Source organism: Micromonospora sp. NPDC048170, assembly GCF_040652795.1.
GTDB lineage: Bacteria > Actinomycetota > Actinomycetes > Mycobacteriales > Micromonosporaceae > Micromonospora.
Genome location: NZ_JBEZMR010000040.1, coordinates 1 through 15,281, shown reverse-complemented (window position 1 = coordinate 15,281; position 15,281 = coordinate 1). Strand labels below are relative to the sequence as shown.

The window sequence follows — 15,281 nt, the reverse complement described above, 5'->3', positions numbered from 1 at the left end:
CGCCCGGAGCCGGCCCCGGCACCGCCGGCTGACCCGTCCGCCCGGTGTGCGTCATCGGTCCTCCGCGCGGATCCACGCTCCGGGGTCACTCGGCGAGCCCCGATTCGTAGCCCGCGATCACCAGTTGCGCCCGGTCCCGGGCGGCCAGCTTCGTCATCAGCCGGCCGATGTGCGTCTTGACGGTGCCCCGGCTCAGGTGCAGGTGCTGCTCGATCTCGGCGTTGGAGAACCCGCGGGTGATCAACATCAACACGTCCCGCTCCCTCGGGGTCACCCCGTCGAGCCGGTCTGACACCCGCCGCGCCGCCGGCATCCGGGCGAACTCGGCGATGAGGCGGCGGGTGATGCTCGGCGCCAGCAGCGCCTCGTCCGCGGCGACCACCCTGATCGCGTCGAGCAGCCGTACGGGCGGGGTGTCCTTGAGCAGGAAGCCGCTCGCCCCGGCACGCAGCGCCCGGTACACGTACTCGTCGAGGTCGAACGTGGTGAGTACGAGCACCCGGGGCGCGTCGGGCAACGCCGTGACCTCCCCGGTAGCGGTGATGCCGTCCGTTCCGGGCATCCGGATGTCCATCAGGACCACGTCGGGCGAATGCGTCCGCGCGAGCGCGACAGCCTCGCGCCCGGTGCCCGCCTCGGCCACCACCGTCATGCCGGGGGTGGCGTCGACCAGCAGGCGTAGCGTGCCGCGCAGCAGCGCCTCGTCGTCGGCCAGCAGCACGCGTACCGGCTCACCCATCGCCCGGCACCGCCCGGGTGAACGGCAGCCAGGCGCGGACGGCGAAGCCGCCGCCCGGCTCGAAGCCGGCCTCCAGGGTGCCGCCGTGCATCGCCGCCCGTTCCCGCATCCCCCGCATGCCGTGGCCCGGCGGCCCCACGGCACGTCGCGCCCGTGCGTCGTCGACGACGGCGACCGCCAGCATCCCGGGCCCGGTCGCGACGGTGAGCCGGCAGCGGGCCGAGCCGGCGTGACGCAACACGTTGGTGAGCGCCTCCTGCGCGATGCGGTACGCCGAGGCCTGCACCGCCGCCGGCACCCGCGACAGGTCGACCGCCCGGTCGACGTCCACGGTGACCCCGGCCGCGCGTACGTCCTCGACCAGCCGGTCGAGTTCGGTGAAGCTCGGCACGGTGTCGGCCGGATCGCGCAGGGCGCCGAGCACCACCCGAACGTCGTCGAGGGCCGTGCGGCTGACCCGCTCGATCGCCGCCAGCGCGGCAGCGCCCTGTTCGGGATGGCTCTCCGCGAGGTGGTTGGCAACCGCCGCCTTCATCGCGATCAGGCTGAGGCTGTGCCCGACCACGTCGTGGATGTCCCGGGCGATGCGCAGCCGCTCCTCTGCCACCGCTCGGCCGGCGCGCAGCTCGGCGACCTGGGCGGCGTGCCGCCGCCGGGCGCGTACCACGCGGGCCAGCGTCCACGAGGCGGCGAGGACGGTCGCGGTGTAGAGCAGGACCGGCACCGGGGTGGCGATGAACGACTCCTGCCCCGCCGGGGTGGGGATGACCGGCAGCCCGGGAACGGTCGCGCCCGCCACCGCCCCCGCCGCGACGGCCGCAAGGGTCCCGGCGAGCGCCGGTACGGCCCGCCGGGCGGGAGTGGACAGGGCGACCGGATAGAGCGCGTACGCGATCGCGAACATCACGGCGTCACCGGCGACCCCGACGGCGACCGCCACGGACCCGACCAGCAGCACCACGGCAAGAACCGGCGCCGGCCAGCGCCGCCGGACGGCGAGCGGGAGCCCGAACAGCACGGCCAGGCCGACGGCGAGCACCGCGGGCGTCCGGACCGTCGTGAGGAGCACGAGGGCGACTCCCACCAGCGCGTCGACCCCCGCCAGCCACCGCGCTCCGAGCCGTCCCCAGGTGCCCACGGGGACACCGTATCCACCGGGGCGGTGGCCGGCGTCGGACCACGGTCCGATCCCGGGTCCCGACCACGGTCCGATGTGCCGGGGTGCCCGCCCGGTCGAAACTCCGCTCATGATCACGCGACTTCTCGTCCTGGCCGGTGCGGTGACGCTCGCCGCCGCACCGGCCCCAGCACCGTCGGCCGACCCTCCGGCCGGGATCGACGCCGCCGCCGTCGACGCCGTCGTCCGGGAGTACCGCGAGGCCACCGGCCTGCCCGGCGTCGCGGTGGCGATCACCCGGGGGCCGGAGGTGCGACATGCCGCCGGGTACGGCCGCACCCCGGCCGGCGACCCGGTCACCGCGCACACCCCGATGGCCGTGGCGTCGGTGAGCAAGTCGTTCACCGCCCTCGCCGTGATGCAACTGGTGGAGGCCGGCCGGGTGCAGCTGGACGGCCCGGTCCACCGTCACCTGCCCGAGTTCACGATGGCAGATCCCCGGGCGGCGACGATCACCGTACGGCAACTGTTGGACCAGACCTCCGGCATGTCCGACACGACGTTCCCCGCCTTCAGCAGGCGGCAGCCGAGTTCGCTGCGGGAGGCCGTCGCGGGGATGCGTACGGCGCGCCTCGCCGCCAGCCCCGGCACCCGGTGGGAATACCACAACCCGAACTTCCAGGTGGCCGCGCGACTCGTCGAGGTGGTCAGCGGAGTGCCGTTCGACGAGTATCTGCGGACGCGGGTCTTCGCCCCGCTCGGCATGACGGACAGTCGCACCCTCAACGTGGCCGCGGAGATGCCACCGAGCGCACGCGGCCACCTGATGGTCCTCGGTGTGGCCGTCGCGCTGCCCGAGCCGCCAGCCTTCGGCAACGGCTCGGGCGGGATACTCAGCTCCGCGCACGACATGGCGGCGTGGTTGATCGCGCAGGGCAACCAGGGTCGTGGCCCGGACGGCACGGCGGTCGTCTCCCCCGCAGGCCTCGCCACGCTGCACCGCCCGTCCGCGGTCTCCGACCCGTACGCCCTGGGCTGGTTCGTCGAGAAGACCGCGTCGGGGGCGCCGATGATCGCGCACAGCGGCGACCTGTTCACCTCGACGGCGTACCAGGCGCTGCTGCCCGCGTCCGGCCACGGCGTCGCGGTCATGGCGAACACCGGCCTGTCCCACGGTCATGCCTCGGCCCTCGCCGAGCGCCTCGTCGCGCTGATCGAGGGAACGTCGCCACCTCCGGCGGGCATGTCGCTCGTGGTCGTCGACGCGGTGCTGCTGCTGTTCGCCGTGGCCACCGCCGCACTCGCCGGCCGGGGCGTGCTCCGGTCGCGGCGCTGGGCGGCCGGCCGGACGGCACGCGCCTGGACGCTGATGCGGCTGCTTCCGCTGCTCACGCCGCCGCTGCTGCTCGCCTCGGTCCACCGGGTGGTCGGTTGGCTCTACCGGGGTCGCGACGTCGCCTGGATCCAGGTGGCGTACATCTATCCGATGTTCATGGTGCTGCTGGCCACCGCGACGCTGGGATGCGCCGCCGTGCTGGTGGCGCGACTCGTCCGGCTCGGGCACGGCTGGCGGCCGCGCCGGGGTCCACGATCGGCGGCGGCCGTTGGGGCGTGACCGGGCGCGAGGCGTGACCGGGCGGCCCGGTGGCGAGCCGGATCAGCGGGCATGACGCTCCGGGTGGGCCCGGTTCCAGGCCCGCATCCGCTCCGGATAGCCGGTGCGGGCGGCCTCGTACAGCGGCACCGCGTGCTTGCGCGCGATCGTCCCGGCGGCGCGCGGCGAGCCGGTGCGGCGGCGGATCCACTCGCCGTCGTGGGCGATGGCGACCACCGTCGTGTCGGTCGCCGTGGTCTCCGGCTCCAGGTAGAACTCCACACCCCGGCGGCTCGTGACGAACGCCTCCAGCGCGGCCAGATCCTCACGGGTCGCCTCCCGGTCGAGCTTCGTGGGGATCGCGTCGGTGCCGCGCGACCGTCGACTGAACCAGCCCATCCCCCGTTCTCCTCTCCTCGGCGTCGTTCCAGTGCAGCACCCTTTCCTGAAACACCGCTGCGAGCCGGGTGTGAGTGCCCTGCAACCGGGTGACGGCTACGAGTCAGGGAAGGTGAGGCCTGACCGGCGGGCGTCAGCGGGCCGGCGGGCGGGTGGCCGGCACCAGGGCGAGGGTGGGCAGCAGCAGGAGCGGCACGACGAGCAGGGCCTGGAGCGTGCCGACCCGGTCGCCGAGCAGGCCGAGCAGCGGCGGGCCGGCCAGGAGCGCCGAGTAACCGATCACGGCGACCACGCTGACCCGCGCCGGCGCCCGACGTTCGTCGTCGGCCGCCGCGCTCATCCCGACCGGGAAGCCGAGCGACGCGCCGATCCCCCAGAGCGCGACGCCCGCGATCGCCACCGGCCCGGGCCCGGCGAGCACCGCCACGCCCGCGCCGACCGTGGCGAGCAGGATCGCACCGGACAGGACGGGCACCCGGCCCCACCGGTCCAACGCGACGGTGCCCACGGTGCGCCCGAGGGTCATGCCGACGACGAAGAGGCCGAAGACGCCGGCCCCGGCCGCCTCACTGAGGTCGTGGCCGTCGATGAAGGCGACGGCCAACCAGTCGTTGGCGGCGCCCTCGGCGAACGCCGACACCAGCACCAGCAGCCCGATGAGCAGGGTGCGCGGTTCCCGCCAGGCGGCGAGCAGGTCACGCCGGCGCTCGGCCGGGGCCGCCGACGCGGACGCGGTGCCGCCCTCGGCGGCCGGCAGGAACGACCGGACGGCCAGCAGCGTGCCGAGCAGCACCGCCGCCGCCAGGGCGGCGAGGTGGACGGCGACGGGCACGCCGAGGCGGGCGGCCCCGACGCCGAGCCCGGCGCCGGCCACGGAACCGAGGCTCCACGCCGCGTGGAAGCGGGGCATGACCGTACGACCCAGCCGCCGCTCGACCGCCGCGCCCTCGACGTTCATCGCGACGTCGCAGGTGCCTGAGCCGTAGCCGAGGGCGCACAGGCCCACCACGACCCCGACCGTCGAACCGGCGATGGTGCCAGCCCCGGCGACGGCCAGCCCGGCCGCGACGCACAGGGTGGAGAGTGCGACCGTGCGGGCCGTGCCGAACCGCTGGGCCACCAGCCCGGCGGTGGGCATCGCGAGCAGGGCGCCGACGGACATGGCGAGCAGGAGCAGCCCGAGCCGGCCCGGGCTGAGCCCGAGTTCGTCGCGGACGGCCGGCACCCGGGAGAACCAGGTCGCCACGGCCAGGCCGTTGAGCGCGAACACCACGGCCACACCGGTACGGGCGGCCAGCACCGCCCTGGGTACGGCCGGGGTCGACGCGGCGGGCGGTGCGGCGGTGCGGCTCACGGTGGCGGTCCTCTCGGCCGGGGTCTGCGTACGATCGCACACCTGGGAGCGCTTTCAACACAACCTGGGGCCTCGGTCACGGGCACGTCGGTGGATTGGCCGCCGGGCGGGCGGGTAACCGCCGCCGTATGCCCGCCGAGGACGAGGAGCGGTGATCCCGTGGCCGAACCCGCGCCCCCGCACCGGCAGCCGGAGGAGAACCCGCGGCACGGCCGGCTCGCCGCGCGCCCGACGCCGCCGACCGCCCTGGCCGCCGCCGGGCTGGCGTCGCCGACCGACCAGCACGGCGCACCGCTGGCGATGGTGTACGCCCCGGAGCCCGTCGACGGCCCGCCGTACCGGCTGGTGCTGCTCCTGCACGGGGCCGGCGGCTCGGCCCGGCAGGGGCTGGACCTGCTGCTGCCGGTCGCCGACGCGCACCGGCTGCTGCTGGTCGCCCCGCAGGCGGCATCGAGCAGCTGGGACCTGATCGTCGAGGGCTTCGGGGCGGACGTCCGGCGCATCGACGCTCTGCTGGCCACGGCCTTCGCCGGGTACCCCGTGGCGGGGGTGGCGTTCGGCGGCTTCTCCGACGGCGCCTCGTACGCCCTCTCCCTGGGCCTGACCAACGGCGACCTGGTCGACGCGGTGCTGGCCTTCTCCCCCGGCTTCGCCGCGCCGCAGGTCACCCACGGCAGGCCCCAGGTCTACGTCTCGCACGGCGCCGACGACCCGGTGCTGCCGGTCGACGTGTGCAGCCGCCGCCTGGTTCCCCGCCTGCGCTCGCTCGACTACGACGTCACCTACGACGAGTTCCCGGGCGGCCACGAGATTCCCCCAGACATCCGCACCAACGCCGCCACCTGGCTCACCTCCTGACAGTTTCGCCAGGCACCACGACTGGATGATCGACGGCGGCGGGTGGCAGGGCTTCGGGTGTGGATCCGTTGACCGGGTTGTGGGGCCCGGCGGCGGGCGCGGGCAGGAGCGCCGGCGCCCGCCGGCCCGTTCCCGGGATCAGGGCCGGACGCGCCAGAGCGGGCTGTCGACGTAGTGGTTGTCGAACCGCTCGCCGCTCGCGGCGATCTCGGCCGGATCCGCCTCGCCCCGGTAGACCCGCTCCAGCAGCCGGTAGTAGTCGAACCGGCCGATGCCTGGGGTGAACACCACCAGCACGTCGGCGGCCTCGTCGCGGGCGGGCGCGAACGCGTGCGGGGTGTGCGGCGGCACGACCAGGAAGTCGCCCCGGCGCAGGGTGCGGATCTCGTCGCCGACCAGCACGTCCAGGACACCGTCGAGCACGAAGAACGACTCGGACGCGCGGGTGTGCAGGTGCGGTGGCGCGCCCGGGGAGCCCCGGTGCAGCGTGGCCCGGTTGGCGGTGAGCGCGTCGCCGGTGGCGTCGGCGTCGGCCAGCAGGGTGATCAGGCTGGTCGGCCCGTCGGCGAGCACGGTGGCGTCGGCGGCCCGGACGTGCACAGGTGCGGTGGTCATGGATCTGTCCTCCCAGGACGGGTGTGCGGTCAGGTGAGCGGTGCGGTGAAACGGTCGCGGGTGTTGCCGGGGGTGTCCGGGTAGCGCTGCTGCACGGCGGCGCGAAGGTCGGCCAGCGTCTGCCCGGCCAGCTCGCGCCGCCAGGCCAGGTCGGCCCGGCGCATCGCCTGCGAGACGAGGCAGACCTGCCGGTAGTCGACGTCGCCGCGGCCGCCGGGCCCCTGACGGAGGATCTGCTCGCAACGGAACGCCTCTTCCCCGCCCTCGATCGCGACGACCACGTCCAGCACCGTGATCGCCTCAGGGGCACGGGCCAGCCGGAACCCGCCGCGCGGGCCGGAGGTGGACGACAGGATGCCGGCCCGCACCAGCGCCTGCAACTGCTTGTTCAGGTACGCCGTGGGCAGCTGGTAGAAGGCGGCCAGGCGGGCCGCCGACACCGCCTGGCCCGGCTCCGACCAGGTCAGGTTGAGGCAACTGTGCAGGGCCCATTCGACGCCCTCGGTCATCCGCATATTCTGGATATTAATTGTCCAGGATTAGTCTGGCAAGCGCCTGGTGCGGACGCTGCGCGCCGACCGGCGTCGGGACGGTCCCTTCCCGGCGTCGGGTGGCCGACGCCAGGGACCCCCGGAACGGTGAAGATCCGCTATAAGTGGCGGATGGAGTTTCCCGCCTACCTCGCCACCATGCCGATGCACGCGATCACCGAGATCCACGGCGAGCCCGGCCTGCTGGCCCGGTTCCGGCTGGAGCTGCGCGCGTTCGACGAGGCCGCCCAGGCGCGACTCACCGAGGCCCTCGACCTGGCCGCCGAACTGCACGGCGACGACCGGCGGGTACGCGAGCCCTACCTCAACCACCTGCTGCGGGTGGCGATCCGGATGATGCACCACTACCAGGTCCGCGACGTCGACGTGATCGTCGCCGGCCTGCTGCACGACGCGGTCGAGGACCATCCCGACGAGTTGGCCGCCTCGTCCGCCGGCGAACTGGCCGGGGCGCAGGCCGACGGGGACGCCACGGCCGCCGCCCTGGCCGTGCTCGCGGAACGCTTCGGCCCGCGGGTCGCACGCCTGGTCGGCGCGGTCACCAATCCGGCGTACGACCCGGGGCGGGACAAGCACGACCAGTACCGGGAGCACGTGGCGGCCAGCCTGGACCGGGAACCGTGGGCCCGGGTCATCAAGATCTCCGACTTCACGGACAACGGGGTGGGCGTCATCCACACCGTCGGGCCGAAGGTGACCTCCTCCGCCCGCAAGTACCGCCCACTCGTCCCGGTCTACCGGGACCTCGTCACCCGGCCGGACACTCCCCTGTCGGCCCCGGTGAAGGAGCACATCCTCGGGCAGCTCGACCTGGCCGAGGAACGCTTCAGCGCCATCCTCGACGAACCACCCCACCCGAACTGACCACGCCTCCGCCGGTTGGTCGGTCTGCCCCGGCTCGGATCATGATCAGTTGATGGTTGGCCGGAAGGCGGGGGTGAGTTTGGCCGGTTCCTCATCAGAGGATCACGGTCAGCCGAGCGGGGCGAGGTCGGTCGCTTCGCGTCCCCTCATGTGATCGAGGGTCGCCGCACCGCCCCGGGGGCGACCACGAAATTCTGGCTGCGGCGGGTCGCGAGGATGGAGAGCGTCTCGCGACGTACCTCGTCTGGTTCGTAAAGCAGCCGCCGGTGGGTGAAGCGGACGACGAGAACGCCCCGGGCCGCCAGCAGGGCGTCGCGGCGCAGGTCGATCTCGCGCTCCCGTGGGTCGGCGTGCGCCGTCGCGCCGTCCAGCTCGATGTCGACCAGCTCGACCTCGGCGAACAGGTCGAGGTAGACGACGCGTCCGCCCAGCCGCACCCGCACCTGCCGCTGGAAGGCCGGCATTCCCGGCCCGACGAAGACATGGTCGTACCCCCAGATCTCCAACGGGCTCCGACAGCCTGCCGCAAGCCGGTCCAGCAACCCACGTAGTGCGGCGCGGTCCGCCAACTTCGGCACGGTCGCCAACGCGGCGGCGACCCGCGGTGGAGTGGTCAGGCGGTCGTTGACCGCCCTGATGAGAGTCGCTGGCCGGTCCACCTGCGGCAGCAACGGCCAGGCGTCCACGAGCGTCTGGTCCAACCGGGTGACCGGCTCGCCGTCTCGCATCAGCGTATGCGGCGGCTGCGGCGCGAAGGACCGGCGATGGTGTACGACCAGGTACGGCCCACTACGCAGCCCCGCACCGTTCGGCACGTTGAGGTGCACCGGCTCGCCGGGCAGCTGACGGCGCAGCTTCCACACGTCCAGGGCGGTGAGGTGGCTCAGCGCACCACGCCCACCCGTGTAGGCCACCGCCGCCCGGCGGGCCAGGACCGGGGCGACCCGGGCCAGCGGTGGCGTGCTCTTCTCGCCGTCCGCCAGGGCGGCGTCCACGTAGACCCCGGGCAGCAGCCGGAGCAGGCGCCCGGAGCGCGAGGCGTCTTCCAGCACCCAGCGCGGAAGCACCTGCGCGGCGGCGCGTCGGGTGACGAGCCCACCGTTGCCGTCGACCAGGGCCCGCAACACAGGGTTCACGCCGCTGACCGTGCCGGATACGTCCACTGCCCGCCACCCGACTCCGCGCGCACTGTGGACAGCACCCTCGCTGTGGAAAACCCCCACACGCGCCGGTAGCCGCGCTAGGGCCCCTATCGGCCCTGTGGCTCGGTGTCGCCGAGGGCGCGGGCCGTTGACCGACGGCCCACAGCGCGGGGCGCTTCAGACGCAGGCCACGGCCAACCCGCTTCGACACGTTGGCCGTCCGCTACGAGGCCACGATCCACCTCGCCGCCAGCAACGAGTGGCCATGACCGACTTCGACACAGGCCAAGGCACCGATGATCGTTTGTCGAGAGCCCGGAAGCCACCCACCACTTTGGCCGGTTTTCGGTCACACGATCATGGGCACCGCCGCACCTGCTGTCGCTCGGGCACCTGCGGATGGCAGCGGAGACCTGGCGAGTGGCGAACAGCCGTCCCCGATCAGGGCTCCCGCATCCAGAGCTTCGGGTCGTTGACGAAGACACCCTTGCCCTGATGCCGCCAGATCACACGCAGGGCTTCGAGTCGGACGTAGACCTGCTTGACCGTGGACGGGCTGACCTTGTGAGTCGCGGCGAGCTGCGTGATCGAGGGCAGCTTGTCGCCCGGCTTGAGCTTCTTCGCTCTGATGTCGGCGACGATCTCGTCGGCGATGCGAATGTAGTCGGCGGTGATCGGCATGGCTCCCCCTGCGTGGCACGCCAATTCGATCACGCAACGACACCTTGCAACAACTCATCGTTTGACTCAGATGACTGGGACAGCTAAGTTTGGGACCGCCTCTCCCCTTGCGTGGCAACAAGGAGCAGAGGCATCCCCCTGGTCGGGGCGGGTGCCCGTGCCCGTCCCGACCCTGTCCGGCTGCTCTGCTGTCGTACCGCTGAATCGAGCTGCGGCGGCCGAGCGGGCGGGTCGTCCGCAGCCCCCTCGCGGACGACCCGCCCTTCCAGGCCCACCGCGAGGAGCCGGCGCGCTCCCGCCTGCCCCAGAGAGGATCGTCGTGGCTCAGGTGTATCGAGGTGGCCAGCCCCGCCCGGCCGGTCACCCGAACCGGTTGACGCCGCACGAGGTGCGGACCCGCGAATTCACCGCACGCCGGCGCGGCGTCGACCCCGTGGAGGTACGCGAGTTCCAGGCCCGGGTGGCCGACGAGCTGGCCACGCTCAACGAGACGGTACGGCAGCTCAGCCAGGAGAACGACCGGATCAAGCGGGCACTGCGGGACTGGCAGACCATGCACGCGCGAGAGTGTCGGCCGCCGGAGGACGGCAACTCCGGGCACCGGTGACCGCGCTCCCCTGCCCCGGTGACCTGCTCGTCGTCGACGGCCGCGCCTCGGTGCAGTTCGCCGGGGACCGTGCCCTGGCCTTCCGCGTCGTCTCGGTGGGCGACCAGCCGACGTACGCCGGCTGGATCTGGCTGACCGGCTACGTCCTGAACCGTCGCGGCGCGGCGACCGCCAAACGCGAGATCTATGTCCGGCTCGCCGGCCTCCGTCCCGTCGTCAGCCCGCCGGCTTCGCAACCCGCGTATGTCACCCGCTCCTATGCTTCACGGCCGCGGGCGTGGCTGGACCTCATCGGGCTCGCCCCCTGACGGGACTGGTCTCTACGCACCGCCTCCCGTCAATTCAGCCGGGGCCGACGCCTCCGCTGTCTGCCGTAGCGCTCTGTCAGCCCGGTTCCTTTCCAGCCGGGCTTCGAGCGTCGTGGCCTGGGCGACCGAGCCGCCACGGACACCGAGGCCACCACGGGCCGCACGATAGAAGAGGTCTCGCGCCTCGTTGGCCCGGTGCAGCAGGTCATCGCGGTCTTCCCCCTGGGTGAGCCCGCGGGCCGCCCGCTCGATCCCCCACACGGCGTCCCGCCAGTCACGCGCCGCCGACACCGTGGAGGCGTCCCCGAGCAGCAGGACGCTCTCCCAGGCCAGGGTGCGCCGGACGTCCGCCTCGGCCAACCGGGCGAGCCCTTCCTCCCGGTCGATGCGGTGTCCGCGCGAGTTCGGCCGCTCACTGGCGAGTATCCGTACAGCGATGGCGTGGATCTCCTTCACCACCCGCCCGAACTCGACGTACGCGTCGAGCCGCCGGTCGTCCCAGCGAATGGACTGGTTCCGCTTCCAGCGGGTGCGATCGGCGACCGAGGTGGCGACGATCGTGCCGATGGCGCCGATCAACACACCGATGAGCGCGGGCAACTGCGCTACGACACTTTCCATGGCTGCGAGCCTGCCAGCCGGCGGCAACCGGAGCGCCCACCGGGTCACCTGCCGAGCAGGCTCGACGGTGGCGTCCCCGTCCAGGCCCACGTCTCCAGCAGCCCCCGGTCGACCAGGACGATGCCGAGCTGTCGGGCGAGACGTACGCCGTCGCCGGCGGTGAAGAAGCCGTTGGTGACGATCATGCACAGCTCACCGCCGTGCACCTCCCGGCAGGTGCCGGCGAAGCGCTGGATGGCGGCGCTGCCGACCCGGTTCGTCAAGCTCTGCCGTTTGCACTGCACGACGACGCGCCACGGCCAGTCCCCCGAGGACGAGCCCCCAACTGTTTCCCGAGCCGGCCCCGGAACGGCCACGCCGCACGGGTCTTCCGCTGCCGGCACGCCGCCGCCTGCGGTAGTGCCCCCGCACCCGGGCTCCGTTGCGGCGGACGTGGGGCTTCACGTACGGCATGCGGCACCTCCGAGGGGTCGGGAACCCAGCCTCCCGCCCCGGTGTGACAAACAAGACGTACGCAGGTCGATACTGTCAGCTACCCGTCACTTCGGAGAGCCGGCAGGCAAAGCGCTCACGTCAGCTCGGAACGTCGCGGCGGCGGAAGCCGGCCACCCCGGCCGCGAGCAGTACCGCCGCCACCGCCGTCAGCACGACCAGCGGCAGCGCCACCGGCTCGACCGCCGGCACCGACGGCACGTGGGTGAACGGCGACAGGTTCAGCGCCGCCTGCGGCAGGTCGAGCACCGCGCCGAGCTGCCCTAGCAGCAGGAACAGGATCAGCGCGGTCCAGGAGAGCGCCACCGACCAGCGGGGCAGCAGCCCGAACAGCGCCGTCACCACCCCGGCCACCACCAGCAGGGCCGGCAGCCGCACCAGCGCCGCCCCGCCCAGCTCGACGGCATTCCCGAGGGGGTCGCCGGCGACCAGGCCGTAGCCGAGCCCGGTGGTGAGCCCGCCCAGCAGCACCAGGGCCAGCGCGCCGAGTGTCGCGGCGAGCACCTGGGTGGCCAGCCACCGGGTGCGGCTGACCGCCGTGGCCAGCACCGCCTCCAGCACCCCGTCGGCCTCGTCGTTGCGCGTGCGCAGCAGCGCCTGCACGACGTACGCCCCGATGGTCAGCGCGAACAGCGCCAGCATGGCCGCCAGGTACGCGTCGATCAGTTTCGCGCCGCCGCCCATCGCGCTGATCGCCTCGGCTGCGGCCGGATTCTCCTCGATCATCGCGTTGAACTCGTCGCCGGCGATGCCCATCGAGAACCCGAGCACCGCCACCCCGACCGCCCAGCCGAGCAGCGCGCCGCGCTGCAACCGCCAGGCCAGTCCGGCCGGGCTGAGCAGCCCGGGTGCGGCCGTGGCCGGCCCGCGCCGGGGTGCGACGAGTCCGGCGCCGATGTCGCGCCGCTCGGCGAGGGCGTAGGCGAGCGCCACGCCGGCGACCAGCAACGCGACGGGCAGCGCCAGCGTCCACCAGCGTTCGCCGCCGAAGGCGCGCACCTGGTTGCCCCAGCCGAGCGGGGAGAGCCACGACGGCCAGGCGCTGACCACGCGCACGCCGCCGTCGGTCTGCTCGCCCAGCACGTCGCCGGCGGCGCGGAGCAGGAAGGCGATCCCGACGGCGGCGGCGGCGAGCGCGTTGGCGCCCCGGGAGGTGACCGACATCTGGGCGGTGACGGCGGCGATGCCGGTGAACGCCACCCCGACGCCGCCGACGGCCGCAGCCGCGGCGACGGATCCGGCGAGGGGCAGGCCGGCGCCGGCCAGAGCGACGGCGAGCAGGGCGGTGGCGGCCACGTTCGCCGTGACGACCACCAGCAGGGCGGCGGTGAGCAGGGCGTACCGGCCGACGACGGAGGCGCCGAGCAGCTCCGCCCGGCCGGTCTCCTCGTTCTGCCGGGTGTGCCGGACCACCGCGAAGGTGCTCAGCAGCGCGGCCAGCAGGGCCAGTGTCACGTACGTCTCGGCGACCGTCACGGCGCCGAGGTCGGTGCCGGCGATGGGGCCGTTGAACGCGCGGGCGACCAGGCTGGACGCCGACGTGCTGGCGTACCCGACGCGGGACGCCTCGTCCGGGTAGAACTCCTTGACGCTGCCGGCGAGGGCGTAGCCGAGCAGGGGCGTGCCCAGCACCCAGATCGCCAGCCGGGTCCGGTCGCGGCGCAGCACGAGCCGGGCGAGCCGCCCGGTGCCGGTGAACGCGCTCATCGGGCACCCGCCGGCCGGTCGGCGCCCGCGCGGTGGCCGTTGGCGGTGAGGGCGGCGCGCTCGTCGCCGTAGTGGCGCAGGAACAGCTCTTCGAGGGTGGGCGGGGCGCTGGTCAGCGCGCGGACGCCGAACCCGACGAGGTGCCCGAGCAGCTCGTCGAGGTGGGCGGGCTCGACCTCCAGGTGGGTGCGCCCGTCGACCTCGCGTACCTCGTGGACGCCGGGAAGGGCCGCCAGACCGGTCGTCGGTCGCGCGGTCTCGACCGTGACGGCCGTACGCGTGAGGTGGCGCAGCTCGGTGAGGGTGCCGGACTCGACGGTGCGGCCCTCGCGAATGATGCTGACCCGGTCGCAGAGCGCCTCGACCTCGGCGAGCACGTGGCTGGAGAGCAGCACGGTGGCGCCGTCGCGTTTGAGTTGGCGGACCTCGTCCTGGAACACGGCCTCCATCAGCGGGTCGAGCCCGGAGGTGGGTTCGTCGAGCACGTAGAGCTCGACGTCCGAGGCGAAGGCGGCGACGATGGCGACCTTCTGCCGGTTGCCCTTCGAGTAGGTGCGGCACTTGCGCGTCGGGTCGAGGTCGAAGCGCTCCAGCAGGTCGTCGCGGCGGCGCCGGTCGAGGCCGCCGCGCAGCTGGCCGAAGAGGTCGATGGCCTCGCCGCCGGAGAGGTTCGGCCACAGGTTCACGTCGCCGGGCACGTACGCCAGCCTGCGGTGCAGGGCCACCGCCTCCCGCCAGGGATCGGCGTCGAACACCCGTACGTCGCCCGCGTCGCGGCGCAGCAGGCCGAGCAGGACGCGGATGGTGGTGGACTTGCCGGCGCCGTTGGGACCGAGGAAGCCGTGCACCTCCCCCGCCTCGACCCGCAGGTCGAGCCCGTCGAGCGCACGGACGCTGCCGAACGTCTTGACCAGGTCGCCGATGGAGATGACGGGCATGGCTCCTCCTGCCGCTGGTGGTGCCGACGTCCTCACTGTACTGACCGATGGTCAGTCGAATCAACAGTGTTACCGGTCACCGGTCAGTCGTGGCTAGGCTTGCCGGCATGACGGTCGACACGCCCGACGACACGCGTACGCGGATCCTGCGCGCGGCGCTGGACCTGTTCGCCGAGCACGGCTACCAGCGCACCTCGCTGCGCCAGATCGCCGAGCGGCTACGGCTGACCAAGGCCGCGATCCTCTATCACTTCCCCACCAAGGAGCACCTGCTCGCGGCCCTGGTCGAGCCGCTGGTGGCCGACCTGGAGGCGCTGCTGGACGCGGCCGAGGCGGGGCCTGCCGAGCGTGCCCGATGGACGGTCCTGGAGGGCTGGGTGGACATCATCCTGGGTCACCGCCGTCCACTCGGCATGCTCTTCCACGACATCGCGCTCGTCGGCCGGGGCGACACCTACCACCGCCTGATGCGGATCGCGATGCGGGCCAACGACCTGATCGCCGGGCCCGGCGCCGGGCGCCGCGAGCGGGTCCGGGCGGTGCAGGCGGTCGCCGCGTGCAGCGACCCGGTCGTCTTCTTCACCGACGTACCGGTCGAGGTGCTGCGGGCCGACATGCTCGACGGGGTGCGCCAGCTGCTGGGCGATCCGCCGGCGGGCGCCGGCCCGGCCGGGGGCGGGCGGGGGCTCGCGGC

The 15,281-nt window shown here is 73.6% G+C and carries 18 protein-coding genes; 6 read left to right on the top strand and 12 right to left on the bottom strand.

What is annotated here, in order from left to right; translation table 11 throughout:
- Positions 1-85 precede the first annotated feature (85 nt).
- Both AB0D32_RS29940 and AB0D32_RS29935 read right to left on the bottom strand, forming a co-directional pair.
- Positions 86-739, bottom strand: a complete 654-nt coding sequence (locus AB0D32_RS29940; RefSeq protein ID WP_357097396.1) for a response regulator transcription factor — start codon at positions 737-739, stop codon at positions 86-88.
- Complete coding sequence (locus AB0D32_RS29935; protein WP_357097394.1) at positions 732-1,877, bottom strand: sensor histidine kinase; 1,146 nt, start codon at positions 1,875-1,877, stop codon at positions 732-734. Before AB0D32_RS29935 ends, AB0D32_RS29940 begins: the two co-directional genes overlap by 8 nt.
- A 109-nt stretch (positions 1,878-1,986) precedes the next feature.
- On the opposite strand from AB0D32_RS29935, the gene AB0D32_RS29930 reads away from it, so the two are divergent.
- Positions 1,987-3,471: a serine hydrolase domain-containing protein gene (locus AB0D32_RS29930; protein WP_357097392.1), complete on the top strand. Its 1,485-nt coding sequence runs from the start codon at positions 1,987-1,989 to the stop codon at positions 3,469-3,471.
- A 42-nt stretch (positions 3,472-3,513) separates the two neighbouring features.
- Here AB0D32_RS29930 and AB0D32_RS29925 read toward each other — a convergent pair whose 3' ends face one another.
- Positions 3,514-3,849 carry a hypothetical protein gene (locus AB0D32_RS29925; protein ID WP_357097390.1) on the bottom strand — a complete coding sequence of 112 codons (336 nt, stop codon included), beginning with the start codon at positions 3,847-3,849 and terminating at the stop codon, positions 3,514-3,516.
- Positions 3,850-3,982: 133 nt separating this feature from the next.
- Entirely contained in the window at positions 3,983-5,203 is a 1,221-nt protein-coding gene (locus tag AB0D32_RS29920; RefSeq protein WP_357097388.1) for an MFS transporter, read from the bottom strand.
- 159 nt (positions 5,204-5,362) lie between these two features.
- Between AB0D32_RS29920 and AB0D32_RS29915 the strand changes: the two genes are divergently transcribed.
- Complete coding sequence (locus AB0D32_RS29915; protein ID WP_357097385.1) at positions 5,363-6,061, top strand: phospholipase; 699 nt, start codon at positions 5,363-5,365, stop codon at positions 6,059-6,061.
- A 138-nt stretch (positions 6,062-6,199) separates the two neighbouring features.
- Here the strand turns inward: AB0D32_RS29915 and AB0D32_RS29910 are convergent, their stop codons facing one another.
- Positions 6,200-6,676, bottom strand: a complete 477-nt coding sequence (locus AB0D32_RS29910) for a cupin domain-containing protein (RefSeq protein ID WP_357097383.1) — start codon at positions 6,674-6,676, stop codon at positions 6,200-6,202.
- Between the two features lie 29 nt (positions 6,677-6,705).
- Positions 6,706-7,185, bottom strand: a complete 480-nt coding sequence (locus tag AB0D32_RS29905) for an Rrf2 family transcriptional regulator (protein WP_357097381.1) — start codon at positions 7,183-7,185, stop codon at positions 6,706-6,708.
- Between the two features lie 153 nt (positions 7,186-7,338).
- On the opposite strand from AB0D32_RS29905, the gene AB0D32_RS29900 reads away from it, so the two are divergent.
- Positions 7,339-8,091, top strand: a complete 753-nt coding sequence (locus tag AB0D32_RS29900; protein WP_357097457.1) for an HD domain-containing protein — start codon at positions 7,339-7,341, stop codon at positions 8,089-8,091.
- A gap of 146 nt (positions 8,092-8,237) precedes the next feature.
- On the opposite strand, the gene AB0D32_RS29895 is transcribed toward AB0D32_RS29900, so the two are convergent.
- Both AB0D32_RS29895 and AB0D32_RS29890 read right to left on the bottom strand, forming a co-directional pair.
- The gene (locus AB0D32_RS29895; RefSeq protein ID WP_357097379.1) at positions 8,238-9,227 is read right to left on the bottom strand and encodes a DUF559 domain-containing protein; all 990 of its coding nucleotides are present in this window, start codon (positions 9,225-9,227) and stop codon (positions 8,238-8,240) included.
- A gap of 447 nt (positions 9,228-9,674) precedes the next feature.
- A complete protein-coding gene (locus tag AB0D32_RS29890; protein ID WP_357097455.1) occupies positions 9,675-9,914 on the bottom strand; it encodes a winged helix-turn-helix domain-containing protein in 240 nt (79 codons plus the stop codon).
- Between the two features lie 319 nt (positions 9,915-10,233).
- Here AB0D32_RS29890 and AB0D32_RS29885 point away from each other — a divergent pair, with 319 nt between their 5' ends.
- Both AB0D32_RS29885 and AB0D32_RS29880 read left to right on the top strand, forming a co-directional pair.
- Positions 10,234-10,521, top strand: a complete 288-nt coding sequence (locus AB0D32_RS29885; RefSeq protein WP_357097377.1) for a DivIVA domain-containing protein — start codon at positions 10,234-10,236, stop codon at positions 10,519-10,521.
- The gene (locus AB0D32_RS29880; protein WP_357097375.1) at positions 10,518-10,829 is read left to right on the top strand and encodes a hypothetical protein; all 312 of its coding nucleotides are present in this window, start codon (positions 10,518-10,520) and stop codon (positions 10,827-10,829) included. Before AB0D32_RS29885 ends, AB0D32_RS29880 begins: the two co-directional genes overlap by 4 nt.
- Positions 10,830-10,841: 12 nt before the next feature.
- Here the strand turns inward: AB0D32_RS29880 and AB0D32_RS29875 are convergent, their stop codons facing one another.
- From AB0D32_RS29875 to AB0D32_RS29860, 4 genes are all read right to left on the bottom strand, one after another.
- The gene (locus AB0D32_RS29875; protein WP_357097373.1) at positions 10,842-11,450 is read right to left on the bottom strand and encodes a hypothetical protein; all 609 of its coding nucleotides are present in this window, start codon (positions 11,448-11,450) and stop codon (positions 10,842-10,844) included.
- A 44-nt stretch (positions 11,451-11,494) separates the two neighbouring features.
- Entirely contained in the window at positions 11,495-11,734 is a 240-nt protein-coding gene (locus AB0D32_RS29870; RefSeq protein WP_357097371.1) for a restriction endonuclease, read from the bottom strand.
- 289 nt (positions 11,735-12,023) lie between these two features.
- A complete protein-coding gene (locus AB0D32_RS29865; RefSeq protein ID WP_357097369.1) occupies positions 12,024-13,649 on the bottom strand; it encodes an anibiotic ABC transporter in 1,626 nt (541 codons plus the stop codon).
- Positions 13,646-14,587: an ABC transporter ATP-binding protein gene (locus AB0D32_RS29860; protein WP_357097367.1), complete on the bottom strand. Its 942-nt coding sequence runs from the start codon at positions 14,585-14,587 to the stop codon at positions 13,646-13,648. The genes AB0D32_RS29865 and AB0D32_RS29860 overlap by 4 nt, the downstream gene beginning before the upstream one ends.
- 107 nt (positions 14,588-14,694) lie before the next feature.
- Between AB0D32_RS29860 and AB0D32_RS29855 the strand changes: the two genes are divergently transcribed.
- Positions 14,695-15,281, top strand: a 587-nt coding sequence (locus AB0D32_RS29855) for a helix-turn-helix domain-containing protein (protein ID WP_357097365.1), incomplete at its 3' end; no start/stop codon positions are given.